At 66.4% G+C, this 25,415-nt stretch carries 28 protein-coding genes; 2 read left to right on the top strand and 26 right to left on the bottom strand.

Features of this window, described 5'->3' with window-relative positions; all coding sequences use genetic code 11:
• Window positions 1-17: 17 nt before the first annotated feature.
• The 19 genes from kdpA to CKO27_RS13885 form a co-directional block, all read right to left on the bottom strand.
• A complete protein-coding gene (gene kdpA, locus CKO27_RS13970) occupies window positions 18-1,727 on the bottom strand; it encodes a potassium-transporting ATPase subunit KdpA (protein WP_200375519.1) in 1,710 nt (569 codons plus the stop codon).
• 79 nt (window positions 1,728-1,806) lie between these two features.
• The gene (kdpF, locus tag CKO27_RS25300) at window positions 1,807-1,887 is read right to left on the bottom strand and encodes a K(+)-transporting ATPase subunit F (RefSeq protein ID WP_420825833.1); all 81 of its coding nucleotides are present in this window, start codon (window positions 1,885-1,887) and stop codon (window positions 1,807-1,809) included.
• A gap of 405 nt (window positions 1,888-2,292) precedes the next feature.
• Entirely contained in the window at window positions 2,293-3,333 is a 1,041-nt protein-coding gene (locus CKO27_RS13960) for an NADP(H)-dependent aldo-keto reductase (RefSeq protein WP_200375517.1), read from the bottom strand.
• A gap of 80 nt (window positions 3,334-3,413) precedes the next feature.
• Entirely contained in the window at window positions 3,414-3,551 is a 138-nt protein-coding gene (locus tag CKO27_RS13955) for a hypothetical protein (protein WP_200375516.1), read from the bottom strand.
• A 4-nt stretch (window positions 3,552-3,555) separates the two neighbouring features.
• Window positions 3,556-3,960: a hypothetical protein gene (locus CKO27_RS13950; protein WP_200375515.1), complete on the bottom strand. Its 405-nt coding sequence runs from the start codon at window positions 3,958-3,960 to the stop codon at window positions 3,556-3,558.
• Window positions 3,961-4,060: 100 nt separating this feature from the next.
• Window positions 4,061-5,164, bottom strand: coding sequence for a sulfate/molybdate ABC transporter ATP-binding protein (locus CKO27_RS13945; RefSeq protein ID WP_200375514.1), 1,104 nt, complete (start codon window positions 5,162-5,164; stop codon window positions 4,061-4,063).
• Window positions 5,164-5,826: a molybdate ABC transporter permease subunit gene (locus tag CKO27_RS13940; protein WP_420825832.1), complete on the bottom strand. Its 663-nt coding sequence runs from the start codon at window positions 5,824-5,826 to the stop codon at window positions 5,164-5,166. Before CKO27_RS13940 ends, CKO27_RS13945 begins: the two co-directional genes overlap by 1 nt.
• Window positions 5,826-6,533, bottom strand: a complete 708-nt coding sequence (gene modA, locus CKO27_RS13935; protein ID WP_200375513.1) for a molybdate ABC transporter substrate-binding protein — start codon at window positions 6,531-6,533, stop codon at window positions 5,826-5,828. Before modA (CKO27_RS13935) ends, CKO27_RS13940 begins: the two co-directional genes overlap by 1 nt.
• Before the next feature lie 16 nt (window positions 6,534-6,549).
• The gene (locus CKO27_RS13930) at window positions 6,550-8,790 is read right to left on the bottom strand and encodes a TonB-dependent receptor (protein ID WP_200375512.1); all 2,241 of its coding nucleotides are present in this window, start codon (window positions 8,788-8,790) and stop codon (window positions 6,550-6,552) included.
• A 62-nt stretch (window positions 8,791-8,852) separates the two neighbouring features.
• Window positions 8,853-9,740 (bottom strand): substrate-binding domain-containing protein, encoded by an 888-nt coding sequence (locus tag CKO27_RS13925; protein WP_200375511.1) that lies wholly within the window; start codon window positions 9,738-9,740, stop codon window positions 8,853-8,855.
• Between the two features lie 27 nt (window positions 9,741-9,767).
• Window positions 9,768-12,017: a TonB-dependent receptor gene (locus CKO27_RS13920; RefSeq protein ID WP_200375510.1), complete on the bottom strand. Its 2,250-nt coding sequence runs from the start codon at window positions 12,015-12,017 to the stop codon at window positions 9,768-9,770.
• A gap of 350 nt (window positions 12,018-12,367) precedes the next feature.
• Window positions 12,368-13,426, bottom strand: a complete 1,059-nt coding sequence (locus tag CKO27_RS13915; RefSeq protein WP_200375509.1) for an ABC transporter substrate-binding protein — start codon at window positions 13,424-13,426, stop codon at window positions 12,368-12,370.
• A gap of 64 nt (window positions 13,427-13,490) precedes the next feature.
• Window positions 13,491-14,327, bottom strand: a complete 837-nt coding sequence (locus CKO27_RS13910; protein ID WP_200375508.1) for a TonB family protein — start codon at window positions 14,325-14,327, stop codon at window positions 13,491-13,493.
• Window positions 14,324-14,719 carry an ExbD/TolR family protein gene (locus tag CKO27_RS13905; RefSeq protein ID WP_200375507.1) on the bottom strand — a complete coding sequence of 132 codons (396 nt, stop codon included), beginning with the start codon at window positions 14,717-14,719 and terminating at the stop codon, window positions 14,324-14,326. Before CKO27_RS13905 ends, CKO27_RS13910 begins: the two co-directional genes overlap by 4 nt.
• Window positions 14,719-14,979: a MotA/TolQ/ExbB proton channel family protein gene (locus CKO27_RS24565; protein WP_242470912.1), complete on the bottom strand. Its 261-nt coding sequence runs from the start codon at window positions 14,977-14,979 to the stop codon at window positions 14,719-14,721. Before CKO27_RS24565 ends, CKO27_RS13905 begins: the two co-directional genes overlap by 1 nt.
• Complete coding sequence (locus CKO27_RS13900; RefSeq protein WP_242470911.1) at window positions 14,877-15,377, bottom strand: MotA/TolQ/ExbB proton channel family protein; 501 nt, start codon at window positions 15,375-15,377, stop codon at window positions 14,877-14,879. Before CKO27_RS13900 ends, CKO27_RS24565 begins: the two co-directional genes overlap by 103 nt.
• A 10-nt stretch (window positions 15,378-15,387) precedes the next feature.
• Entirely contained in the window at window positions 15,388-16,020 is a 633-nt protein-coding gene (locus CKO27_RS13895) for a molybdopterin-dependent oxidoreductase (RefSeq protein ID WP_200375506.1), read from the bottom strand.
• A gap of 34 nt (window positions 16,021-16,054) precedes the next feature.
• The gene (locus CKO27_RS13890) at window positions 16,055-16,525 is read right to left on the bottom strand and encodes a hypothetical protein (RefSeq protein ID WP_200375505.1); all 471 of its coding nucleotides are present in this window, start codon (window positions 16,523-16,525) and stop codon (window positions 16,055-16,057) included.
• Window positions 16,526-16,871: 346 nt separating this feature from the next.
• The gene (locus CKO27_RS13885) at window positions 16,872-17,699 is read right to left on the bottom strand and encodes a TOBE domain-containing protein (protein WP_200375504.1); all 828 of its coding nucleotides are present in this window, start codon (window positions 17,697-17,699) and stop codon (window positions 16,872-16,874) included.
• Window positions 17,700-17,877: 178 nt separating this feature from the next.
• Here CKO27_RS13885 and CKO27_RS13880 point away from each other — a divergent pair, with 178 nt between their 5' ends.
• Complete coding sequence (locus tag CKO27_RS13880) at window positions 17,878-18,306, top strand: TOBE domain-containing protein (RefSeq protein WP_200375503.1); 429 nt, start codon at window positions 17,878-17,880, stop codon at window positions 18,304-18,306.
• 60 nt (window positions 18,307-18,366) lie between these two features.
• On the opposite strand, the gene modC is transcribed toward CKO27_RS13880, so the two are convergent.
• The 4 genes from modC to CKO27_RS13860 all read right to left on the bottom strand — a co-directional run bounded on the left by modC (window position 18,367) and on the right by CKO27_RS13860 (window position 21,427).
• A complete protein-coding gene (modC, locus tag CKO27_RS13875) occupies window positions 18,367-19,452 on the bottom strand; it encodes a molybdenum ABC transporter ATP-binding protein (RefSeq protein ID WP_200375502.1) in 1,086 nt (361 codons plus the stop codon).
• A gap of 8 nt (window positions 19,453-19,460) precedes the next feature.
• Window positions 19,461-20,138, bottom strand: a complete 678-nt coding sequence (gene modB, locus CKO27_RS13870; RefSeq protein ID WP_200375501.1) for a molybdate ABC transporter permease subunit — start codon at window positions 20,136-20,138, stop codon at window positions 19,461-19,463.
• Between the two features lie 11 nt (window positions 20,139-20,149).
• On the bottom strand, window positions 20,150-20,905 hold the full coding sequence (modA, locus tag CKO27_RS13865; protein WP_200375500.1) for a molybdate ABC transporter substrate-binding protein: 756 nt from the start codon (window positions 20,903-20,905) through the stop codon (window positions 20,150-20,152).
• Between the two features lie 96 nt (window positions 20,906-21,001).
• Window positions 21,002-21,427, bottom strand: a complete 426-nt coding sequence (locus CKO27_RS13860) for a TOBE domain-containing protein (protein ID WP_200375499.1) — start codon at window positions 21,425-21,427, stop codon at window positions 21,002-21,004.
• 255 nt (window positions 21,428-21,682) lie between these two features.
• On the opposite strand from CKO27_RS13860, the gene CKO27_RS13855 reads away from it, so the two are divergent.
• Window positions 21,683-22,549 (top strand): hypothetical protein, encoded by an 867-nt coding sequence (locus tag CKO27_RS13855; RefSeq protein WP_200375498.1) that lies wholly within the window; start codon window positions 21,683-21,685, stop codon window positions 22,547-22,549.
• 180 nt (window positions 22,550-22,729) lie between these two features.
• On the opposite strand, the gene CKO27_RS13850 is transcribed toward CKO27_RS13855, so the two are convergent.
• Genes CKO27_RS13850 through CKO27_RS13840 form a run of 3 tightly spaced genes read right to left on the bottom strand, consistent with a single transcriptional unit; the run spans window position 22,730 to window position 25,409 of the window.
• A complete protein-coding gene (locus tag CKO27_RS13850) occupies window positions 22,730-23,365 on the bottom strand; it encodes a response regulator (protein ID WP_200375497.1) in 636 nt (211 codons plus the stop codon).
• Entirely contained in the window at window positions 23,362-24,828 is a 1,467-nt protein-coding gene (locus CKO27_RS13845; RefSeq protein ID WP_200375496.1) for a CHASE sensor domain-containing protein, read from the bottom strand. Before CKO27_RS13845 ends, CKO27_RS13850 begins: the two co-directional genes overlap by 4 nt.
• Entirely contained in the window at window positions 24,825-25,409 is a 585-nt protein-coding gene (locus CKO27_RS13840; RefSeq protein ID WP_200375495.1) for a YfiR family protein, read from the bottom strand. Before CKO27_RS13840 ends, CKO27_RS13845 begins: the two co-directional genes overlap by 4 nt.
• Between the last annotated feature and the right edge of the window lie 6 nt (window positions 25,410-25,415).

Raw genomic sequence — 25,415 nt, 5'->3', positions numbered from 1 at the left:
ATGATTTCTCCCATCAATCAGCCGGCCAGTGACAGGTATTCGGCAAAGGGGCCGAGGGCCAGGACCGGGAAGAAGCTGAGCAGGGCAAACATGACGATGATCCCCAGGGTCAGCACGGCGAAGGTGGGTGTTTCCACCGCCAGGCTGCCCGAGGTGGTGGGCGCGACCCGCTTGCCCGCCAGATGGGCGGCCACCGCCAGCGGCGCCAGGATCGGGATGAAGCGCCCCAGGATCAGCGCCACGGCACAACTGAGGTTCCACCAGACCGTATTGTCACCCAGCCCCTCGAAGCCGGAACCGTTGTTGGCGAACGCGGAGGTGTATTCATAGAGCACCTGGCTCAGGCCATGGAAGCCGGGGTTTGAGTTCCCCGCCAGGCCCGGAATCGCCACCGCGAGGGCGGTCAGCCCGAGGATCAGCAGCGGCTGAAGTAACAGCGCGATGCAGACCAGCTTGATCTCCCTGGCCTCCAGCGCCCGGCCGTATAACTCCGGTGAGCGACCCACCATGAGGCTGCCGAGAAACACCGCGAGCAACAGGAATAGCAGGAAGTTGATGAGCCCTACGCCAACGCCCCCAAACGTGGCGTTGATGAACATATCCATCAGCATGGAGGCACCGCCGACAGGGTTGAACGAGTCATGCATGCCGTTCACCGAGCCGTTGGAGGTCTGGGTGGTGAAGCTGCCCCAGAGCGCCGTGGCCGTGGCGCCGAAGCGCACCTCCTTACCTTCCAGATTCGGACCCTCGGCGGCGAGGTCGGCAAAGGCGGCGTTGGGTTGGTTCTCCGACCAGATATTGATGCCCGTCAAGAGCACCGATAGGGACAGCATCACGCCCATCACCAGGACGCCCAAGCGACGCCGGCCGGTCAGATAGCCGGCCATGAACACCAGGGCCATCGGGATCAGCACGATGGCGATGGTCTCGACGAAGTTGGACACCGGCGTCGGGTTCTCCAGCGGGACGGCGCTGTTGGGGCCATACCAGCCACCCCCGTTGGTTCCCACCTGTTTGATGGCGACCATGGGCGCCACCGGACCGACCGGAATGCGCTGCTCGGCGAGCCCCGCGCTGGCGTCGAGCGGGGTAGCGATCCGTGCGCCCTCAAGAGTGTTGGGTACCCCCTGCCAGGCGAGCAGCAGCGCGGTGATGAAGGCCACCGGCAGCATCACCCGGACAATGGCGCGGACCAGGTCGGCATGGAAGTTTCCGACCGATACAGCGCCTTCCGCGGTCAAGGCGGTTTCATCGCGCCGCGCGAACGCCGTGCGCAGGATGGCGACCAGCGCCGCCATGCCGGCCGCCGGTGTGATCACCTGCAGGCTGACGATGGCGAACAGATGCGCGAAATAGGAGATCTGCGCCTGACCCGAGTAGTGCTGCTGGTTGGTATTGGTGATGAACGACGCCGTGGTATGCAGCGCCAGATCCCATCTCATGCCCTCGATGCCGTCCGGGTTCAGTGGCAGCCAGCCCTGCTGCATGAGGATCATGAGCGCGACCAGTCCGATAATCAGGTGCAGCTTGAGCAGCGCCTTGCCGTACTCTTTCCAGGTCATGGGGGCCAGTGGATGGACGCCGATGGCGCGGTAAATCAGCCACTCGACCGGTCCGAACACCCGGTCAAGCGCGGTGGGTGTCGCTGAATAGATCGCCGCCAGATAGCGTCCCAACGGCCAGGCCAGCAACAAAGCGACCGCGTAGATGAGCAGGACTTCATTCACAGTCGATCCTCCCATTCAATGAACAGGAAACAGAGGCCAAACAGGGCCAGAAGAATCAGTGCGCCGACGAAGCCCATGGCTAGAACCTCTCGGGCCGCAGCATGGCGATCATCAGATAGATGAACAAAGCGATAACCAGGGCGAGCAGGATGTAATACATGAGACCTCCCGAAAGGTGATTGCTCCATGGACGCAAGGTTAGGGCTTGACGACATAACGGTTCTAGAGGCTGGGAACCGGGGGGCGTAACAAATTCGTCACCTATCACCACGAGGCGTTGTTGCCCACGGTCGTGAGCAGACGCGGGGCTCGATGCCGAGCAGGCGGCCGGTGACGATCAGGCTCCACGGGATGGCGAGCGCCTCGGCGCCGACCTCGCTTCAGAAGAACAGCCAGTAGCACCACGCCATCGGAATGGGGTGCGGGGCGCGCTCGTGGTGATTAGTGCGCGCCTTGCCAGGCACGGTTGATCCGTCGCTGGACGTTCACGAATGCGTGACCTTCAAGGCCCTGAGGCGGCAAGACCCATCGATCCGGTCAATGCCGCCAGTCGCGACGGCCTTCGCTAGGGCGCCGGATTCGGCTGTCGGGTATGGATCGACTCGATCCCGGCGATCACCGCGTCGTCCAGGGTCAGGTCGATGCTGCCGAGGTTGCTTTCCAACTGATCCAGCGTGGTGGCGCCGATAATGGTGGAGGTCACGAACGGCCGGCTGGTCACCCAGGCCAGGGCCATCTGGGTGGGATCCAGTCCGTGACGCTCGGCCAGGGCGACATATTCCGAGGTGGCGCGCTCGGACTCCGGGTTGGAGTAGCGGTTGAAGCGCTCGAAAAGGGTGAAGCGCGCGTTCGGCGGCCGCTGCCCGTTCAGGTATTTTCCCGAAAGCACGCCGAAGGCCAGCGGCGAATAGGCCAGCAAACCGCACCGCTCGCGGATCGCGATCTCGGCCAGCCCGATCTCGAAGCTGCGATTGAGCAGACTGTAGGGATTCTGGATGCTGACCATGCGCGGCAGCCCCTGTTGCTCGGCGAGCGCGAGGAATCGCATCAGGCCCCAGGGCGTCTCGTTGGAAACGCCGATGTGGCGAATCTTCCCGGCCTGGACCAGATCGGCCAGAACCCCAAGGGTTTCCAGCAAGGGAACGCTGTCCGCGTCGTCGGCCGGATCGAAGCCGAGCTTGCCGAAGAAATTGGTATGTCGATCGGGCCAGTGCAGTTGATAGAGATCGATCCAATCGGTCCGAAGACGTTTCAGACTGGCATCGAGCGCCGCCTCGATGTTCGGGCGGTCGAGCCGATTCCGGCCGCCCCGGATGTGCGCCAGCCAATCCCCCGGACCCGCCACCTTGGTCGCCAGCACGAGCCCGGCGCGACCGCCTCGGGACTTGAGCCAGTTGCCGATATAGGTCTCGGTAAGACCCTGGGTCTCGGCGAAGGGCGGAACCGGATACATCTCCGCCGTATCGATGAAATCGATCCCGGCGGCCAGGGCGCGATCGAGTTGGGCATGGGCCTCGGACTCCGTGTTCTGCTGGCCGAAGGTCATGGTGCCGAGGCACAGGGCACTCACCTGGATGTCCGAGCGGCCAAGTTGTCTGCGTTGCATGGCGGTCTCCACGATCGATGGTCGATATCCGAAACGAGGCTTGGACCCGAGCGCATTCGGGCCTATGAGGGGGCGTCATTTCACAGGGCCAGGACGGCCATGTCTAGCGGACTGGCCATGACCACGCCCAGCACTCCAGCACTCCAGCACTCCAGCACGCAGGCCAAGCGCCGGATCCATGTTTCCAGCCCAGCGGACGGAAACTGTCTCGATTGCACTGGGTCAGCGGGGCATCCGCGTTTCGAAACTGAAACCGCTGTCACGATCCCCTTCCTCGCCGAGAGCCTCGACGCAGCGATGAACCAACCAGCGCGCGTCCTTGAGTCGCCAGGCCGTGACCGACTCCCCATAGGCCAGGGCCGGATAGAACTCCTCATCGTCGTCCGAACGCGGATCGATCAAGCGGTAATCGTAGACGCAGTAGCAGGGCTGGCGATGGCTGTCGTAGCCGACCAGGCGCCGTGCCGGAATCTCGTATTCCCGGAAGAGACGGAAGACGCTGGGGACAACGACATGATCGCGCCACTCGGGAGGCAACCCGGACAGCCAGTCCGGGAGACAATCATGGGATGACTTCAGCCCGGATGGCCTGGGACGGCGGCCATAGAGACAGTCTGAGGATGGCATCGAAAGACCTCCATGCCGTTAGATCCGGCGGGATGGGTAAAGGCAAACCGCACCGGCGCATCAGGCTCGTGGTCGGCGAGAATCGGCGGTGTCGGGTGGATCATGGGTACATCCTGGCCAGGGTGACGGTGTCGATCGGAAGCGCAAAGGGTGGAACGGTCGATCTGGCCGGCAAGGGAATGACCGTATCGGCCTGAACATCGAGCCGGGTCCGAGTCCCCGGCGCGGGACAGGGAGCGGATTTGGGCAGATGGATCCGCAATGGCGAATGATCGGACAACCGGCAAGACAGGGCGTGATAGCCGCCCATGTCGATCACCCGCTGGATCTCGACCGGCAGCCCATGCTCTGAGTCGAGACGCGGACCGTCCGGCTGAATGGCGATGAAGTCCGCGGGCGCGGCCGGCTCACCCGGCCCGAGCCGCAGCGTCCCCCAGTCACCCCGCGCGGTCCGGCCATCCCAGGACGCCACCGGCAGCAGGTTGTGCCAGCCGAGCACCCGCGCCACCTCGGCATCCGCCGGCCGGGCGAAGACCTCTGTCGTGGGTCCGAGTTGACGCAACTCCCCATCGATAAGCACGCCAACCCGGTCGGCGACCTGACGGACGTCTTCCAGATCGTGCGTCACCAGGATGGTCGGCACCTGGCGATCCGCGACCACTTCCTGGAACAGCAGCCGCAGCGCTTGGCGCAGACTGAAGTCGACCGCCGAAAAGGGCTCGTCGAGCAGCAGCACGCCCGGCTCGGACGCCAGGGCACGGGCCAGGGCGACGCGCTGACGCTGCCCGCCCGAGAGCGTGTCCGGGCGGCGCTCGGCCAGTCCGTCGAGCTGAAGCCGGGCCAACCAGCGCGCGACCGCGTCCGCGCGCCCGGACCCGCGCGGCAACCCGTAGGCGATGTTGCCGGCCACGCTCAGATGCGGAAAGAGCGCGTACTCCTGAAACAGCAGCCCGACGCGCCGATGCCGTGGGGCCAGATCGATCCGGCGGGCGCGGTCGAACAAGACCCGATCACCATGCCGGATGTGGCCAGCCGCGGGGGCCTCCAGCCCGGCTAGGAGCCGCAGCAGGGTGCTCTTCCCGCAGCCGGACGGGCCGATCAGGGCGGTGACGCCGGTCGGCGGAACGCGGAGGTCCAGGCGCAGACGAAAACCGGGGCGGCTGAAGTTGAGGCTGGCTTCGAGGCTGGTTTCGCGATAGGTCATCAGAGCCGTCCCAACCGCCGCAGCAGCATGAAAAGCCCCAGCGACAGTGCCCCAAGCAGCACCGAGAGCCGCGCGGCGCAATCGAAATCGCCGTCCAGCACCCGGTTGTAGATGGCCAGCGACAGGGTCTCGGTCGAGCCCAGGATATTGCCGCCGAGCATCAGGGTGATGCCGACCTCGCCGAAGGAGCGCCCAACGCCCAGGGTGAGCCCGGCGGCGATGTGGCGCCGGATCACCGGGATCACGACCAGAAACAGTGTCTCCCAACGGCCCTTGCCGAGCGTGTAGGAGACCTCGATCAGCGCGCGCGCCTGCCCCTCGATGGCCGACTGGATCGGCTTGACCACCAGCGGCAGCCCGGCGATGAAGGCTGCCAGCACCAGCGCCGGGAAGGAGAACACCAGATCCCAGCCCAGCCGCGCGTGCAGCGGGCCGCCGAGCGCGCCCTGCCGCCCGAACAGCATCAGCAGAAAGAAGCCGATGGCGATCGGCGGAAACACCAGCGGCAGCGAGACCAGTGCATCCAGCAGCCCGCGCAGCGGGATCGGCTGACTGAGCGCGTAGCCCAGGGCGATGCCGGCCACCAGGAAGAGGACCAGCACCACGCCGGCCACCTGGAGACTCAGCAGCAGGGCGCTCGGCGCGCAGTCGAGCAGGTTCATCAGAGACCGTACCGGGTCAGGATCGCCCTGGACTCGGCGGTGCCCAGGAAGGCCGCGAACGCCTGAGCCGACGCCGATTCGGGCCGGTCTTTCGGAAAGGCCAGGACGATGACCGGCGGATCATAGAGGTCGACGGGGATCGCGTCGTAGCCGGCGAGCTTGTCCTTGAGCCCCAGCGCATCGGTGATGTTGATGAAGCCCGCGTCCACCGTCCCGGCCGCCAGATAGGCGGAGACCTGCGGGACCGTCGCCAGGGTCATCAGCCTGTCCTTGACCGCTGGTATCAGTCCGCTGCGCTCCAGGAACTGGATCGCCGCCTGACCGTAGATCGCCTTCTTGGGATCGGGCAGCGCGATGCGCGCGACGGCGGGATCGGTCAACGCCTGGTACCCGCTCAGACGCCGCGTGCCATAGGCCAGCACCAGCCGGCCGGTGCCGAGACGGACCTCGCGCCCGAACAACCCGGTCTTGGCGAGAAACGCCTGCTCGCCGACCACCAGATCGACCCGGCCGCTGTCGCGCGTCTGGGCCAGCACCTGTTGCATGTTGCCGAAGATCGCCTCGATCTTGGTTCCGGAGGATTGGCCGAAGGCGTCGTAAATCTCCATCAGAGGTTTCTTGTACCCCGCCCCGGCGGCGATCAGCAGCGGCTCGGCGGACACCGAGAGGGACAGAAAGAGTGTGAGGATGAGGGTGATGAAGCGCATGGACGAACTCCTGGAGCTAGAAATTGGCCGACACCGATAGCGCCAGGGTGCGCGGCGTGCCAGGGTAGTAATCGATGCTGCCGGGACGCGTGTCGTCCTGGCCGACGTCGATGGTCCCGATGTAATCGGCGTCGAAGAGGTTGAGTAGCGACAGCCCGACCTCCAGTGACTGGATGCCGGCGACCGTGCCCATTCGATAGGTCGCAGTGAGGTCGACCGTGGTATAGGCGTCAACCTTTTCCTCATTGAGCGCATCGCCGAAGCGGCTCCCGACATAGCGGACCAGGGGCGTCACACTCCAGTGGCCGGCGCGGTACTCGGCCCCCAGTTTCACCATCCATTCGGGCGCGTCCGGAACCTGATTGCCAGCGGTGGCGAGCACCGACTGGCTGGCGGTGCGGATGTCGTCGTCGAGCTGATTGACATTCCAGGACAGGCTGCCGAGCAGGGTCCAGTGGCGGTCCAGACCCCAGTTCGCCGACAGCTCCGCGCCATAGGCGGTGGCCTCGACGCCGCTCTGGAGATAGGACACCCCCACCAGCGGGTCGTAGGCCGTGACCTGTTTGTCGCGCAGCCGGCTGTAGAAGAGCGTCGGGGACAGATTCAGCGACCCTTGACGCCATTCCAGGCCGGCTTCGACGGCGTCCGAGGTCTCCAGCCGCAGCGCGTCCCACAGGCTTTGCAGCGGAATGCCGGCCTTCTGGAACGCCTTCTGATTGCTCATGTAGACGCTGTAGAGCGGCCCCATCCAGGGGTTGCCGACGGTCCGTCCATAGGCGGTCTTGATGTCGAGCGACGGGGTCAGGCTCCAGCGCGAGGTGAAGGTCGGGAGCCATTCGTCGAGCGTCACCGACTGGGTACTGAGCTTGGCATTGACGGCCGGATCCAGCGCCAGCGCGGCGTCGTGGCTGACATCGGGGAGACCCGTCCCGTCATAGCTGGTGATGCCGGGGATGCGGAAACTCAGATAGCGCAATCCCAGGCTGTAATGCCAGCGGCCCGCTTCCCCCGCCAGTTGCAGATAAGGACTCTCGTAGGCGCGGTCGCCCATGTCGGCGAGGATGCTCCATTTCGAAAAGACCAGCCGGCCCCCTTTGTCGAGCGTATAGGTCTTCTGGCTGAGCGGTGGCGGCATGGTGGAGATGCGCTGACTCCAGTACCCCAGGGTCAGCGTCTGACTGGTCGCGAGCTTGGCGACCAGCTCGGCGGTGGCCCCGTATTGCTCCTGATCGATGTCGACGACGGTGACCGTGTTGGATTTACCGGTGGAACGCTGACCCTCGCTGGAGAGCCAGTAGGGGTTGAAGCGTAACTGGATGTCCTCGCTCAGATCCCAGGCCAGGCGGGCGAGGACATTGTTTTCATCGAAGTGCTGGGTGTTGTAGGCGTAATAATTGACGTCATTGGTCGCGACCCCGGTCAGCTCGGCGTTGAAGTCGAAGTCCCGGTAGGTGCCCAGATCCTGACTCTGGGCATAGGTCAGGGGCCGATACTCGTCGCGGTGGAAGCGATTGTGCGCGGCATAGACCTCCAGGTTGCCATGCTCACCCAGCGTCTGGTTGAAACCGGCATTGACGGTGTCGCGCGACTGGTCGCCCGGCCCGCGCCATTTGTCGGCTTCGGCGGTCGAGCCGGAGAGAAAGAGGCGCGACCCGCCGTTGAAGGTGCCGCTGTCGAGTCGGGCGAAGAGCTTGTGGAAGTCATCGCCACCGATCGCGGCGCGGACCCGCGCACCGGGCTCTTCGGTCGGTGCCTTGATCCTCAGATCCAGGCTGCCGGCGAGATTGCCCATGCCGAATCCGACATTGGCCGGCTGCGGACCGCGCCAGAGGGTGAGTCCGTCCAGATTCTCCAGGTCGAAGAGATTGCCCACGCCGCCCCGTCCGGCGCTCACCGACGAGGGCGTGCCGTTCACCGTCACCGCCAGGTTGCTGTAGCTGTAGGCCGAGACGCCACGGATGCGCATGAAATTCTGGTCGACGCTCAGGCCATAGGCGTCGGTCCCGGACAGATTGACCGAGGGCATGAGGTCAAGCGCCCGGTAGGGATTGGTCTGGGCCGGACCGCCGAAGGTAGCCAGGCCCTCGGGCGTCACGCGCGAGGCCGAGTAATCCTGTCCGGCCAGGGGCGCGACCGAGGGGACCGGCGAGGCCCTGACCTCGACGGTGGGCAGCTCGGCGTCCGACGCGGCGAGGTCGCTCTGCCCAATCGCGAGGGCCGGACACAACAGCATGAGCAGGGGTGTGTGGCGTTGCATGAGGTTTCGATGTCTCTGGATGCATTTGAGGATGGATGACGGCGGCTCGTGGCGCGCGCGCGTCAGCCGGACGCCGGGTTGGGCGTGGCCGGCGGCGACAGGGGCAAGATCCAGGGGCCTGGCCGCTGTTCGGTCGCGATCGCCCGATTGGCGGCGGCCAGATCGGTCTGGCCGGCGGGACTCAGCAGATAGTCGGCCAGCGTGCGCGCCACGGCCCGGCGGGCTGGATCGGCCGGATGACGGGGGCCGGGCTCGACGGCGACATAGACCCGACGCATGGCCGGATCGCCGGAGAGCAGGACCTGATAGCCGGCCGGATTCGGCATGCGTCCGAAGACCAGCGGGATGTGACCGACCACCACATAGGCGTGCTGTCTGGCGGCGGTTTCCAGGATGCGTTGGGGTGGAGCGGAGTCGTCCGGGAGTTGCTGTCGGGAACCTGGGCTGACGCCACTGGCCCGCCACAACCGCTGGACGATGCCGAAGCTGCCGGGATCGCGAAACCCCATCAGCGGCGCGTCCACGGCGGCGATCCGACGCAGTGCCTCGGCCCCGTCCCGGGCCGCGCGCACCCCGGCCGGATCGTCCGGCGGACCGGCGATGACGTGCTCGTTTTGCGCCCAGGCGCGCAGCGGTGCCGCCATCCCCTGGGCCAGCAGCGCGAAGGTCTCGTCGCCGCCGTGGATCAGCAGGAGATCGGCCTCGCCGCTGTTGAATCGGGGCAGGATGTCCCCCTTGGGGGCGACGGCGATGGTCGTCACGCGCAGCCCGGTCGCCGTCTCGGCGCGCCGGGCCAGCTCCGGCCAGACGCCGCAGCGCGCCAGGCCGCCAACGACGGCGACGCGGATCTCCGCCGTCGCGCTCGGAGGCGCATCCGTGGCTGTGGCGGCAAAGGTCGGATGGCCACAGAGAAGGGCCAGACAGAACGGCCAGAACGGGGCGAATCGCATGAGGCTTGATCTCCTTGAGTCGACGACTCAGAACTGGGCCGACAGCCCGACATAGAGCGTGCGCGGTGCACCGTACTGGTAAGTCGAGCCATTGCCGGTCACCCCGTTGAGGGCGGCGGTATAGGCGGCGATGGCGTCGTCCGCCGCGCTGATCGGGCCGATGTATTCCTGGTCAAACAGATTCAGCACATTCAGCGTCAGGCTGAGCGCGGACGTCAGGCGGTAGCGCGCGGTGGCATCGACCAGGGTCACCGCGTCGACACGCTCCTCGTTGAGCACGTCGCCGTAGCGCTCGCCGATATAGCGCGCGTCGAGACCGACGCCCCATGCCTCCCGCTCATAGCGCGCGCCGAGCTTGAGCATGTGCTCGGGGGCATCCACCACCTGCTTACCCTCGGTGGCGATGGTGGCGGTCGAGGACAGCGCGAGGTCGTCCAGATAGCGGAAGCGGTTCCAGGTGTAGTTGCCGGTCAGGCTCCAGGCCGGGGTGATGCGCCAAGAGCCCTCCAGCTCGATGCCGTATCGATCGGCGTCGGCCACGTTCCAGGGATAGCGGACGCCGATGGCTGGGTCGTAGATCGTCGATTGCTTGTTGTCGTGCTGGGCGTAAAAGGTCGTGAGGCCGACATCCCAGTTGTCCCGCGCGTGGCGGACTCCAAGATCGATGTTGTCGGCCGTTTCCAGCTCTAGCCGGTCCCACAGCGACTGGAAGCTCACGCCCTTCTTCACGAACGACGCCTTCTGCACGTAGTAGTAGGGGAAGAGATTGACATCCAGCCCGTAGCTGCGGCCCAGGCGCGCGAAGACGCTGGTGGTGGGATCGAAGGTCCAGGTCAGCCCCAGATAGGGCAGCCACTCGTTGAAGGTCTTGGCGTCGGCCGAAGCCATGGCGTCGACCCCGCCGGCCGCGCGCGCGGCGTCGGCGTCCGTCAGCGCGGCGGCCTTGCCGCTGGCGTTGTAGGCGGTGAGCGCGCCCAGGCGCAGATCGACGAAACGCAGCCCGGCCTCGACGTTGAGCGCATCGAAGGTGCCCAGGTAGGTCAGATAGGGCGACAGCAGCCGGTGCGGATCGTTGTCGGAGAGCATCTGCCAGCCGTCGAAGACCAGCCCCGAGGCCGTGACCTTGTATTTTTTCTGGGTGGACGGCGGGCCGGGCGGCTCCTGGCTCTGGATCCAGAACCCCGGCTGGAGGCTCTGCGTGGGGGTCAGTTGCCAGTCCACGCGGGTCAGCACGCCGAGGTTGTCGTGGTCGATCATCCAGTCGACCACCCGGCTCTTGGTCGCGTCCGTGGCGTTAATCGAGCTAAACCAGTAGTCGCCGGATTCGCTCAGGTAGTAGGGCTTGATCGAGAGTTGCACACCCTCGGCCAGGCGCGCGCGCAGATTGGCGTAGACGTAGCGATCGTGGAAGTCCTGGCGGTTGTAGTCGTAGTAGTCGACACGCTTCGGATCGCTCGACCAGTCGCGGTCATGGTTGGCGAAGTCGGTCGCGGTCTTGTAATCGAAAAAGCGATAGGTATGGCGCTCATCCTGGTTGTAACCGGCATAGAGTTCGGCCTGCCAGACCTCGCCGCCGTCCAGCGCCATCCCGCCAAAGAGATTCTGGCATTTGAACTCGCCCTCGCCCTTCCAGTTGTCGCCTTCGTTCAGGCTTCCGGACAGGAAACCGGAGAAGATCCCATGCTGGCCGGTATCCTGACGCAGAAAGACCCGCCTGAAATCATCACTACCGCCCTCTAGCCGGGCCTGTGTGGCGGTGGTCGCTTGCGGTCGCAAGGTCGTCAGATTGATCTTGCCCGGCAGGTTGCTGAAGCCCAGCGATTGGCCGACCGGGGTCGCGCCGCGATAGACGCTGATCCCAGCGACGTTCTCCAGGTCGATGATCCCCTTGCTGCCGCCGGGATTGATGGTGATGGGCAGATCGTCGATGTTGCGCGAGGAGGCCGGGCCGGTTTGACCGACGCCGCGAATCTTGAGGGTCTCGTGGAAACCGACCTCGGTCAGTCCATGCGGATCGGCGCTCTGAAAATTGACCGAGGGCGTGTCGGCGATGGCCTTGAACGGCGATGAGGCCGCCGGCCCGACCGCCGCGCGCACGGCACGGGCATCAAGGTGCGTGACGGTGGCGGTGGCCCCGAGGTCGGGAAGCGCCGGTTCATCGGTCGTGACGGTTACCGTCGGCAGCTCGGTGGTCGTCCCGGCCGCGAGGGCGAGCGCCGGGGTCAGCAGACAGAGATTGAGGCACAGCCCGGTGGCGGTGCGGTGGGTATGGCTCATGATCGTTTGCTCTGAATTCATATAACGATGGGCGGCAAAAAGTGCTCAGCCCTCGCTGCCGGCCATGGAAGCGCGAAGCGCGAGGCCGGTAGTCCCGGGTAGGCGTAGAGCGCGGGCGGATCGCCGTAGTGGCGAAGGGGCTGTGTCCCGAAGCCGCGTAGGCGATCTGCAAGCGCCTCCGACACGCCGTCAAGTCATTCGTCGTAGGGCCGTGCGTAGCCCGCGCGCGCCCTGTGGGCGCACTGCGTGGCGTAGCGGCGGCCCGGAGCGGGACGAACCCGGGCTGAACAGGTTGTCGCCATTGCGCGAGTCCCGGCGGCGAGGGATCGACCCGCCGGGTATCACGAGCGCTAACGCGACACTCCGGGCCCCAGGATGTCGCGCACGTCCACCACCTCGGGCTTCACCCCCAGGAAGAGCGCATAGAAGGAGGTGATCTCGGCGTCGGCGTCCCAGGGAAAGCGCTCCGGGTAGAGCCGATTGGCGAACCACTGGATCGCCAGGGCGCGCATGAAGGACGGCGGGCGGCCGAGCCAGTTGAAGGGCGTGCTGGGGGCCAGATGGACCTGTCCCTCGCGCACCGCGCGCAGCGCGCCCCAGGCCGGATCGGTCTTGACGCGGGCGAGGAACTTGGCGTCGTCGGCCAGGATGACGTCGGGATCGAGCGTCTTGAGCTGCTCCAGGGTCATCTTTTCGCGCCCGCACATCGCCTGGGTCTTGCAGTCCATGACGTTCTCGCCACCGGCCAGCGTGATGACCTCGGCATGGAAGGAATCGGCGCATTCGGTGAGCAGACCCTCCGGTCCCTCGGCGAAATAGACCCGCTTGCGCTCCGCCGCCGGAATCGCGCCCACCGCCCGATCGACACGGGTCATGGCGTCGCGGATGGCGTTGGCGAGTTGGGTCGCCCGCGCCTCCTCGCCGATGGCCCGGCCGGCCAGTTCCAGCGCGGCGGGATAGTCGGCGAGGCGCGCGAGGTGGACGAAGAGACCGGGCGTGCCGAGCGACTGGAAGGTCTCCTCCACCCGCTTGGCGTCGATGAAGGGCATGTCCCAGGCGATGCTGAGTTGGGGCGCGGCCTTGGCCAGAAGCTCCGGATTCGGCGGCGGGCCTTCCCCGGTGTAGCGCCCGACGATCGGCAGCGTCATCACTGCCGGGGACACGTAGGCCGCATCCTCCGGCTTGAAGGGGAAGCTCAGGGTCACGAGCTTGCCGGGGTCGATCGCATAGACCAGCGGGACGATCGGCGGGGTGGCGGCGAAGACCCGGTCCACCTGGTCGGGGATCTGGACATGGCGGCCGGTCATGTCGACCAGCTCGGCGGATTGGGCGGCGGTAGCGGCGAGGAGCAGCGCCGTTGCGAGCAGGGTGCGGCGGGACGGGAGAGCGGGGTGAAGCGGGTTCCGCATGAGACAACTTCCTTCATGGCTTGGTGATCGAGAAAACGCTTGGCAAGGCCAGGCGGGGCATGGGTCATTGGTTGAGCGTGAATCGGATCGGGACGCGCACCCAGGCGGTGATCGCCTGGCCGTTCTGGCGCGCGGGCTTGAAACGCCAGCGTCGCACCGCCCGGAGGGCGGCCTGGTCGAGACTGGCGACGCCCGAGGAGTTGGCGATGGCGACCTCGCCGGCGCGTCCGCTGGCGTTCACCAGCACCCGCAGATGCACGGTGCCCTCCTGTCGCAGGCGCCGCGCCGCGTCCGGATAGCCGGGCGAGGGGTTGTTGAGATAGGCCGCCGGCGAGCTGGGGCCGTTGCTTGAGGCGCCCTTGCCGGCGGTTCGGTTCTTGTCGCTGGTCTGGCCCGTGCCCTTTCCACCCTCGCCCTTTTCCCCGCTGGCCGGTTTGACGTGGCTCCTGAACCCTTGATCGGCCTTGGCGAGACTCCGTGATGGCTTCGGCGGCGATGCGGGACGCGAGGGCGCGGGCTTGGGTTTGAGCGCCTGCTTGGGTTTCGGCTTCGGTTTGACCCTTGGCTTGGCCGCTGGCTTTGGTTTCGGCGGGGCCAGTGCGACGGGCGTTGTCGTGGGCTCGGGGGACGCAACGGGCGGCGCGGGGGCGATCGGCTCCGGCTCGGGTCTTGGCTCCGGAGTCGCCGCGGAAGAAAGTCCGCCCGCCGCTCCGGCCGCGGCGGAGTCGGCCAGCACGGGGACGGAGACCAGACTGACCTCGATCGGGGTGCTCGGAAACTCGGGGTCGCGCGGCGCTGGCCAAGCCGCCAGCCCCGCCAGCAGCGCGCCCTCGGCGGCGAGCGCCAGGGAGACGGCCAGCCACAGCGGCAGCGACGGCAGCAATGCCTCGGCCCGGTTCACGCCCCGGGCTCCCGGGTGGCAATGCCGATGCGGGTGATGCCGGCGTGACGGCAGGCGTCCATGACGGCGACCAGATCGCCGAGCGCCGCCGCTTCGGCCCCGGCGATGACCACGCGCGTCTCGCGGCCCTGGGCGCGCAGCCGCTCCGCCAGTTGCCCGAGGGTCAGATCCCGTTGATCGACCCGGATCAGACCCGCCGCGTCCAGGCTGATGACGATTTGCGGGGGCTCCAACCGCTCGGCGCTGGAGCTGCCCGGCAGACGGCTGTCGAGGCCGCTGGCGGGGATCATGTTGAGCGTGACCATGATGAAGAACACCAGCAGAAAGAACATGATGTCGATCATGGGCACGATCTCGATGCGGGCCTTGCGGCGCGGCTGGAGATAGCGCATCAGTGCGCTCCAGCGTCGTCGGTCGGCGCGGCCGGGCACGGCGTTTCCGGCTGTCCGAAGCGGTTGACCAGCATCACCTTGAGCGTTTCGAGCTGATGGAGCGCGAGCCGAACCCGCTCATTGAGTCCGTTGAAAAACACCAGCCCGATGACGGCGATCAGCAGCCCGGCGGCGGTCGCCACCAGTGCCTCGGCCACCCCGCCGGTGACCGCGTGGGGCGATGCGCCCGGTTCGGCCAGGACGTGAAAGGCATGGAACATCCCGATGATGGTCCCAAGCAGACCGAGCAAGGGGTCAGGGTGACGGTGGTATCCAGCACCCAGAGCCGCCGGTCGAGCAGCGGAACATGGCGCAGGATCACCTCGTCGAGCCGGCGGCCCAGCACCCCTTCGGTCGATGGCGGCAGGGCCAGTGTGGTCTCCAGCAGGACGCCGTGCAGATGCCGGGCCTGGGTCTCTCGGACCCATGCGAGCCCGGAGCGATCCCCGGTCGCGACCGGGACCAGGGCGTGGGTCAGCGTCTCGCCGTGGCGGGTGATACTGCGCAGCACCCAGGATCGCTCGGCGATGACCGTCAGTGTCACCGTCAGGAGCGCCACCATCAGATAGAGGACGCCGCCTGACTGATCGGCCAGTTGCAGCCAATAGGTAAGAGTCATTCGCGTCTCCTCAGTCGCCCAGCGACCTGACCTCGACCGCGTTCAGCCAGCGCACATGGCGCGGGCCGGTGCGGCTGTCGGTGGTCGAGATGAGCGCGATGCGGCCCTCGGTGTCGTCGAGCGGCCGGCCGTCCTTGCTGAAATAGACGATGACCTGAGCGCCCACGGTGGAGTTGAACAGCTCGGCCCAGGAGAAGACGGCGAGATAGCCGTCGGTCGCGTGGGCGATGATCGCCATCTTGCGAAAGTGCTTGGGCGTGAGCCCCTTGAGCTGCGCGTCGAGGAGGAGGTCGCGTAGTAGCACGCCGCGCAGGTTCTCGCGCTTGCCCAGGTTGGCGCCGAACTCGCAGATCATCTCGACCTCGGCGATGCGGTGCGGGGGAAAGCGCTCCAGGTCGGCGACGCTGAGCGTCTTGGGATGGACGACGGCGCCGGTGATGGAAAGGCTCTCGGAGACGGCGGAGCGTTTTGGGGCTAGCAGGGCCTGGAGGGAACTCGGCGGTGCGGACGCCTTGGCCGGCGCGGAGGCTTGGGTCTCGACCGGGCACGCCTTCGGGGGCGGCGCGTCCTCCCGGCTCAGTGCGGCCAGGGAGAGACCCACCAGGGCGATCACGAAGAGAGGTTGTTTCAAAAGTGACATCATCGGTTGCTCGTGGAAGATGGATCGGGGGCCGGACTCAGAATTCATAACGGGCGTTCAGCATCCAGGTGCGGCCGGCCGCCGGGTAGCCGTCGGCCAGCGCGTCGTCGGCATTGGCCGAGGCGGTGCGCTCCTGGCCGTCGCCGACGCCGAGACTGACATCGCCCTCAAGCGCCCTGGTCGGCTTGCGCGAGATGAGATTGATCGCCCCGCCCAAGGCGTTGGGGCCATCGGCGACCGAGCTGAGGCCCTTGACGTCGATGAAGAGCGGTCCCTGACGCGAATCGAAGCCGCTCACGAAAACGGTCTTCTCGTTGCGCGAATTGGCCGAGACGGTCACGCCGGAGGCGACCTGATCCGTGCCCATCGCCCCCAGGTCGGGCGCGCTGGCGGTCACGTTGATGGTTCCCAGCTCATAGACCGGGGGGTTGGATTCGGCTTGCGCGCCCAGGGACAGGCCCAGGAGGGTCAGTGCGATTGTCAGGTCGAGTCGTTGCTGGTGATGCAAGGTCGGTGTCTCTCTACAGCCTTGGTTGAGTGAAGCGGATGGATCGTCCAGCCGCGCGCTATACTTTTTTTCGCATAACGCATCGCGAACCCAGACCGGGGCGCCGATCCGCGACCTGGATGGCTAAAGCAGATTCGATGCCATCGATGAATCGCCTTCCGACGTGCGATTAACTCCCTGTTTCTTCAGTCAATCCCGATCGAGATCAGGGAGGGCGGACAGACCATGGGGGTGGGATTGGCGCGAAGATCACAGGGCGCTATTATCTTTTGTATATAACGTAACAAGCGGAAAGTTGCCTCCGCGCGCCGATCCGTGAGACCAGGGGAGCGCGGCCAACTCGGAGTCAGCCGAGGGTGGCGAGGATGACGCTGGATGCCTTGAAGACGGCGCAGACCGCCCCGCCGACCTCCAGTCCCAGGCTAGCGGCGCTGTCGCGGGTGACCAGGGCGGTGACGGTCCGCCCGCCGGGGATGGACAGGGTGACGTCCGCGTTGACCGCGCCCTCGTGGATGCGCTTGATGGCGCCCCACAGATGGTTGCGCGCGGAGGTGCGCAGCTCCGGCTCGGTCGAGAGCAGCACGGAGGACGCCTTGATGAAGGCATGGACCTCACGGCCGACCGCGAGGGCCAGATTCTCCGCGCTCTCGCGGGTGATGAGGGCGGTCAGTTCCAGACCCTCGTCGACCCGCAGCCGCACCTCGGTGCTCACCTGGCTGTGGCTCAGGCCGGAGACGGTGGCGATGAACTGGTTGCGGGTGCTGGTCTTCATGGCCATGCGGCGCAGCAGGACGCGGCAGTGCTGGAGATCGGCCGCGTCGCTCAGATCCGCGTCCCGCGACAGACGCTCCATCGCCCCCTGATACTCCTGCTCGACGGCGCGAAACATGGCGATGAGCCGGGTGCCGTAGGCCGTCAGGTGCGTCCCGCCGCCGTGACGCCCGCCCACCGAACTCTCCACCAGCGGCGTCTCGGCGAGGTTGTTCATGGCATCGACGGCATCCCAGGCGGCCTTGTAGGACATGGGGACCGCCTTGGCCGCGCGGGAGATGGAGCCATGCTGGGCGATGGCCTCCAGCAGTCGAATCCGGGTGTCGCCGAGAAAGCTGCCCAGCGCGGTGTCGATCGACAGACGGCTGAGCAGCTTGGGTGGTTCGGTACGATCAGGTGGCATGAGAGACGTTATATGAAAAACAATATAACGTCGATTATAGCCAGATCGCTTGGAGACGAGCCACTCTCCCGTGCGCTATGGTGGTCAATACCAACCGCTTTGCTCTAGATTGCGCGCCTCGTCTCCGATCGATGGAGACGGATTCCCACGTTAATCAAAGCAAGTCATGAGGTCCGACATGAATATCAGCGCACGCAACATCTTTCGTGGTCAGGTCGAGGCGGTGAAGGCCGGGGCCGTTAACAGCGAAGTGGATCTGCGGCTGTCCGGCGGGGAAAAGCTGGTCGCCATGGTGACCAACGAGAGCGCGCAGTCGCTGGGTCTGGCGGCGGGCAAGGAGGTCGTCGCGCTGGTCAAGGCGTCCTCGGTCCTGGTCATGACCGATGATTCGGGCATCCGCCTGAGCGCGCGCAACTGTCTCGCGGGGACGGTCAAGGCGGTGACCTCCGGCCCAGTGAGCGCCGAGATCACCATCGCGCTGACCGGCGGGACCGAGGTCCACGCCAGCATCACCCACAACGCCGAGGTCGATTTGGGTCTCAAGCAAGGCAGCGCGGCCACGGCCGTCTTCAAGGCATCAGCGGTCATCTTGGGCGTTCCAGCCTAAAGCCATCCCGGTCCGCACCAGACCGGCGTCATCGCTCGGCGAGCGCCGGTCCCCTCCCCCTCAATCCATCAAGGCAACCGCCTTCACCTGCGCGTAAACGCTCTGACCCTCATGCAGCCGCAGGCGGTCGCGCGAGTGGCGGGTGATGCGCGCGAGCAGCGGTGTCTTCTCCCCCGCGCCGGTGCAGAGCTTGACCAGCACCTGCGCCTGCTCGATCTCGCGCAGTTCCAGGATGCGCGCGGGCAGGATGTTGAGGATGCTGGACACCCCAGGCTCCTCCAGCGCGAGACTGACATCGCGCGCATGAATCCGTACCCGCACCAATTCATGGAGGCCGCGCTGCAAGCGCTGCACGGTCAGGGTGCCGCCCGGGATCTCGATCCGCGTCAGGGCGTAGTCGTCGTCATGACTCAGGACGACCCCTTCGATGATGGCGCTGGCCTCCTGGTCCTGGGCGAGCGACAGATCCAGCCGGCTGAACAGCTCGGTCACCGAGCCCTGTGCACGCACCCGGCCCTGCTCCAGCAGGACCACCGTATCGGCCAGGCGCGCCACCTCGTCGGGCGCGTGGCTGACATAGAGCACCGGGATGTCGAGCGCGTCGTGCAGCCGTTCCAGATAGGGCAGGATCTCCTGCTTGCGCTTGAGATCGAGCGCGGCGAGCGGCTCGTCCATCAGCAATAGCCGCGGATGCAGCGCCAGGGCGCGGGCGATCGCCACGCGCTGCCGCTCCCCGCCCGAGAGCTGGTGCGGGCGGCGGTCGAGCAGGTGGGCGATGCCGAGCAGCTTGACCGCCTGGTCCAGCGCCTGCCGGTCCATGGCGTGGCCGACGCGCTTCATGCCGTAGGCCAGATTGCCGCGCGCGCTCAGATGCGGGAAGAGGCTGGCCTCCTGAAAGACATAGCCGAGCGGGCGCTTGTGGGTCGGCAGGAAGGTTCGGCCGTCCTGCCAGACCTCGCCGTTGACGCTCAGAGAGCCGTCCGGCACGCGCATCAGCCCGGCGACCAGACGCAGCAGGCTGGTCTTGCCGGAGCCGGAGTGACCGAAGAGCGCGGTGACGCCCCGGCCGGGCAGCGCCAGATCCACGTCGAGCGAGAACTCCGGGTAGTCGAGATGGAAACGGGCCTGGATCTGGTCGATGGACATGGCGGCGGTCAGAACTTGCGTTGGTTGGGGTTGAGGGTATAGAGCGCGAGCAGCACCAGGAAGGAGAAGATCACCATGCTCGCGGCTAGCCAGTGCGCCTGGCCGTATTCCATCGCCTCGACATAGTCATAGATCTGCACCGAGACCACGCGGGTTGCGCCGGGGATGTTGCCGCCGATCATGAGCACGACGCCGAACTCGCCGACGGTGTGGGCGAAACCCAGGATGGCGGCGGTGAAAAAGCCCGGTTTGGCCAGCGGCAGCACCACGCTGAAGAAGCGGTCCCAGGGACCGGCGCGCAGGGTGGCGGCGACCTCCAGCGGACGCTCCCCCAGGGCCTCGATGGCGTTCTGGATCGGCTGCACCACGAAGGGCATGGAATAGAAGACCGAGGCGACCACCAGCCCCCAGAAGGTGAAGGGCAGCAGTCCGATGCCAAGCGACTGGGTGAACTGGCCGACGGGTCCGTTCGGACCCATCGCGAGCAGCAGGTAGAAGCCCAGCACCGTCGGCGGCAGCACCAGCGGCAAGGCGACCACGGCGCCGACCGGCCCCTTCCAGCGCGAGTGGGTGCGCGCCAGCCACCAGGCGATGGGGGTGCCAATCAGCAGCAGCAGCACCGTGACCAGACTGGCCAGGCGCAGGGTTAGCCAGATGGCCTGGAGGTCGGCGTCGGAGAAGCCCATGGCGCGCCTCCCTAGGGGATTTGGTAGCCGAAGGAGCGGATGATGTCTTTCGCCTTATCACCCTTCAGGTACTCCATGAACGCCGCGGCAGCGGCTTTGCCCTCGCCGTTCTTGAGGATCACGGCATCCTGACGGATCGGATCATGCATCCCGGCGGGCACGACCCAGGCCGAGCCTTCGCCAATCTTCCCATCCTTCGTGACCTGCGACAGCGCGACGAAGCCGAGTTCCGCGTTGCCGGTGCTGACGAACTGATAGGTCTGGGCGATGTTCTCCCCCTGAACCAGCTTGGGCATCATCATCTGATCGACGGCGAGCCCCTTGAGAACCGCCATGGCGGCGGCGCCATAGGGCGCGGTCTTGGGATTGGCGATGGCGAGCTTACGGAACTTGTTGCGCCCCAGCACCTTGGCGCCATCCTCTATCAAGGCTGGATCCGCGCTCCAGAGCACCAGGGTGCCGATGGCGTAGGTGAAACCTGTTCCCGACTGGGTCAGACCCTCGGCCTCCAGCTTGGCGGGTGTCTCCGCGTCCGCGGACAGCAAGACCTCGAAGGGGGCGCCGTTCTTGATCTGCGCGTAGAACTTGCCCGAGGAGCCAAAGGAGGCATTCGCTGTATGGCCACTGTCCTTGGCGAATGCCTCGGCGATGAGCTTCATGGGGGCGGTGAAATTGGCCGCGACCGCGACCTGAACGGTCTCGGCGCGCGCGCTGGCGCTCACGACAGCCAGCGCCAGCAGGGCCAGGAGGATACGCGGGGTCTGCATGGTGGATCTCCAAAGGGATGAGAAGGGGGATGGATGGTCAAGCGCTGTATTTTCCGGGAAACAACGATGGGCACGACCAGCCCCGGACGGGCGTCCTCAGTCCTTGACGGCCAGAATGACGTGTGGGGCCTTGATCAGCGCGCAGGCGCGACCACCCTCGACGAACCCCAGGTCGGTGGCACTCTCGCAGGTGATCACGGCGGTGAGTCGCGTCCCGCCGTCGAGCGCCAGGACGACCTCGGTGTTGACCGCACCCTCGGTGATGCGCTCGATCGCCCCGCACAGACGGTTGCGCGCGGAGGTCTTGAGCCCGCCGTCCTCCGTCGCCAGGATGACGAAGGACGCCTTGATGAGCGCGAAGGCTTCCATGCCGACCGCCAGCCCCAGCGACTGGACGCTTTCATTGGTGATGATGGCGACCAATGGGGCACCGTTGATATCGAGCGTCACCTCGGCGTTGACCGCGCCGGGGGTGATCGCCGAAACGACGCCGCGCAGTTGGTTACGGGTACTGACCTTCATGATGGAGACTCCAGGGTAAGCGGTTGTGGTTGGCTGAATAGGGACGTCGGTTCAGCCGCTCATAAAATCGATCGAAGTCCTTGAGGCGACGACTGGCCGCATCGCCGGGAGGTCCATCACGTCGACTTCGGCATCGTCACCCTGAACGTCTTATTCGTTATATCACGGAATAATAACGTCTCACAATCAGAGGCCAAGGCGACCTCCGACGCCGGCTCGATCCCAATCGCCCGGCGCCGCTACTCGTGCGGCTGGATGCCGGGACGCTGGCCCGTCGCGGGTACCGGATCGGACTCGCGGGTACCCCTGCCCTGCTGGCTCGGCTCGACCCTATCCCCGATCGGACCGACACCTTACGCATGCAATCACTTGGGGATGCTCGCCAGCGCCGAGACCTTGAAGCGCTTCGACACCGACGGCACCCCGATCGTGATGGGCAAGGAGAAGTGGACCAAGCGCTGCGCCTCGCGCAAGAAGTATCAGACTCCCTATGGAGAGATCGAGCGCAACGTCTATCAAACCTCCAAAGGCGGTCGGATCTATTGTCCGCTGGAAGCGGCCTGGATCGGGCGTGCCACGCCGACGCTCGACGCGGCCGTGGCCACGGTGGCGATCAGCCTCGACGGGGCCATGCTGCCGATGCGGGAGAGCGGTTGGCGCGAAGCGATGGTCGGCCACGTCTCCTTGTATGCCCCCGACGGTGAGCGGCTGCACAGCCTCTACATCGCTGAAGCCCCGGAATACGGCAAGGCGACCTGCAAGGAGCGCCTGGAGCGGGAGATCGGGCGGGTCAAAGCCCAGTATCCCGAGGCGCTCCATCTGGGCATCGCCGACGGTGTACCGAGCCACTGGTCGTTTCTCGAAGCGCACACCAAGCGCCAACGGCTCGATTATTTCCATGCCGCCGAGTATCTCCCCAATCTCGCCATGGCCGCCTATCCGGGCAAGAGCGACCCGCCGAAACGGGACGCCTGGCGGCATGAGCGACAGCACCGCCTCAAGCCTGAGCCCGGAGCCGTCGACGCCCTCATCGCGGAGGCCGAGGACTTGATGCGCAAGACCTCGCTGAGCAAAACCGTCACAGCGAACCTCCGGGCGGCGCTGACCTATTTCACCAAATAGCGAGGCACCCAACGCAAGAAGCCGCGGACAGCGGAGTCGCTCAGCGGGCGGATGGCGCACGTCTCTTCCGTCTTGGCCAGTGCAGCCCATTGGGTGAAACCCGCAAGAAGCGAAAACCTCGGCCATACCACGGCTGGAGGCTGGAGGCTGATCGCTGGCGGCTGGAGGCTCTTTCTAGGTTCAGTGAAGCGGCAATAAGCCGGCTTCAAGCGCGAATCGGACGAGTCCGGCCAGGTTGTCGATCTCGAGCTTTTGCATGAGGCGGGCACGGTAGGTTTCGACCGTCTTGGCACTGATCCCAAGCGCCGTCCCAATCTCCTTGGTGCGCTTCCCTTCCGCCATCAGTCGCAGCACCGCAAGCTCGCGCTCGCTGAGCAGACTGGGGTCGCGGTTGACTGGGCCGTGCCGTTCCGGCGGGAACGAGGCCAAGGAGGGACTGACATAGGTGCCGCCGCGCAGCACGGTCTGGATGGCTTCGACCAGATCGGCGCTCGCCTCGTTCTTGAGTACATAGGCCAAGGCCCCGGCTTCGCGCATGCGTCGGAGATAATGCGCGTCGCTGTACATGGACAGGGCGACGATCCGCGTTCGCGGTGAGAACGCGCGGATGGCGCTGGCCGCATCGATGCCGCTCATCACTGGCATCGCCACGTCCATGACGACGACGTCCGGTCGCAGCTCGGTCGCGAGACGCACCGCCTCGGCACCCTGGCCGACCTGGGCCAGCACCTGCCAGTCCGCCTGCTGGCTCAACAAGAGGGCCAGGCCCTCCCGAACCAGCGCATGGTCGTCGCAGACAATCAGCGTCACCGTCATGCTGGGTATCCCGCGCGGTCGGTTTCGGTCGCCGCGCCCGTCATGCCCGAGAGCGCGCTCAGCGGCAGGCGCATCGCCGCCAGCGTGCCCGGATGCCTGTCCGTCAATTCGAGCGTGCCGCCGAGGAGCTCCAGCCGCTCGCGCACGCTGTAGAGCCCGTAGCCCGTGCGATCCCCAGCGGGAGCCGGGAGGACATCGCGCCCGACGCCACGGCCATTGTCCTCGATGAGGATGACGAGCTCCCCGCTGTCGACCCGCGCGCGAATGGCGCCCTGCGTCGCGCCGGAATGCTTGATGAGGTTGTACACCAGTTCGCGCGCGCATTGAAAGAGGATCGCGGACGCCTCCCATCCGGGCTCGGGGACGTTCGGGTCGATCGTGCCGCACAGCCGGATGCCCCAACGCGCCTGGGTGCTCGTGGCCAGCCAATCGAGCGCGGCGGCCAGCCCCTTCTGGTGCAGGATCGGCGGACTCAGCTCGAACTGCAGCGTACGCAGTTCCTCGATCGCCTCGCGCATCAGGTCCAGTCCGGCGTCAAGCTGCTGCCGCGATTCCTCGTCCGCCCCGTCGCGCTGAGCGCCGGAGGCGATCTGTAACTGGGCCAGCGCCAGCTTCTGCATCGGACTGTCGTGCAACTCGCCGGCCAGACGCCGCTTTTCCGTCGCCTCCAGCCGCGCCAGGTCCATCGCCAGGGCGCGCAGCTTGGCGTTGGCGCCATCCAGGGCCTCGACGTGCTGCCGCAACGCCTCCTCGCGCTCTTCGATCCGCTGGAGCATGGCCTCGAAGTCATGCACCAGGGTGGCCAACTCGTCCGTCGAGTCCAGCGCGGCGGCGCTGGGCGCGATCTCGCGTTGCCGGGAGATCTCCCGTGTCCGCGCCGTCAGGCGCAGGATGGGGCGGGCGATGCGCCCTTGCAGTCGCACCGCCACCACGAAGGTCACGCCAAGCGTCAAGAGGGCGAGGAGTCCCCCAAAGAGGACATAGAGCCAGAACTGACGGAGCAACTCATCGAGCCGCACATGCAGGACCAGTCGGCCGATGAGGCGGCCATCGAATAGAAGCGGTTGCACGATCTCGACCTCGGAGAGGGTCGATCCGGGGAGCCGACCCCTGGCGGACGCCGTCCATGGCTCGGCCCCCCGTGTCGTCTCCGGCTCGGGGCGCCAGTCGACGAATGTCTGTCCAGCCGCGTTCTCCAGAACGGCCTCCCGAATCTGATACTCGCGCGCGAGCGTCGCCAGATAGCGCTCCGCCGTCTCGGGACTATTGAACACCAGGGCCGATGTGCAGTTGTCTCCCACCACCGCCGCCAGCACCCGCAAGTCGCGCAGCAGGTGATCCCGGAACAGCTTGAGGTCCATGGCCGCCGAGAGGATCGTGGCCATGGAGAGGGTGAGGAGGGTCATCGACATCAGCGCGACCAAGAGGCGGGTGCGGATGGAGCGAAGGCGTCGGGGGATCATGGCACCAACCGCGCGACATCGTAGAGTTGCGAGGAGATCTGGAGCCCGCGACCAGCCAGCGCGGCGGGACTGATCTCGAAGCGCAGCCGCTGCCCCTCGCCGAGGATATCCGGCTTCAGGAAGAAATTGATGGCGACGCCGCGCCGCGCCAATCCCGGGCTGTCCCCGACCAGCAGGATCGGTCGACCGCTGACCGACCCGAGGATTCGCTCGAACTGGTCCTGGGCGATGGCGCCGATGAAGAGGATCTGGACATCATTGAGCACCCCGGATGAGCCGAGCACCGCCTGATCGATGACACGGATCGCGATCGGCCGATCCTCGGCCCGGCGCCCCTCGCGCGGCAACACCCGCAGGGCCTCGGCCATGATGGGATCGCCGATCACCGCGATGGTGAAGGGGGCATCGGTCGGCGGATCGGGCCAGTCGATGAAACGGGTGACATTGTAGAGATAGGCCACCTTGAGCGATTCAACCGACGGCGGCGCCGACCATACCAGCGCCGACAGGGCGAGCGGGAGCCAGAGCAGCGCCCCGCCCGGCCAACGTCGCCATGAAGGGCTCCACCGCGGGCTCGACATCGATAC

Source organism: Thiocystis violacea (genome assembly GCF_016583575.1).
Taxonomy (GTDB): Bacteria; Pseudomonadota; Gammaproteobacteria; order Chromatiales; family Chromatiaceae; genus Thiocystis; species Thiocystis violacea.
This window is presented reverse-complemented; position numbering and strand designations above follow the sequence as displayed.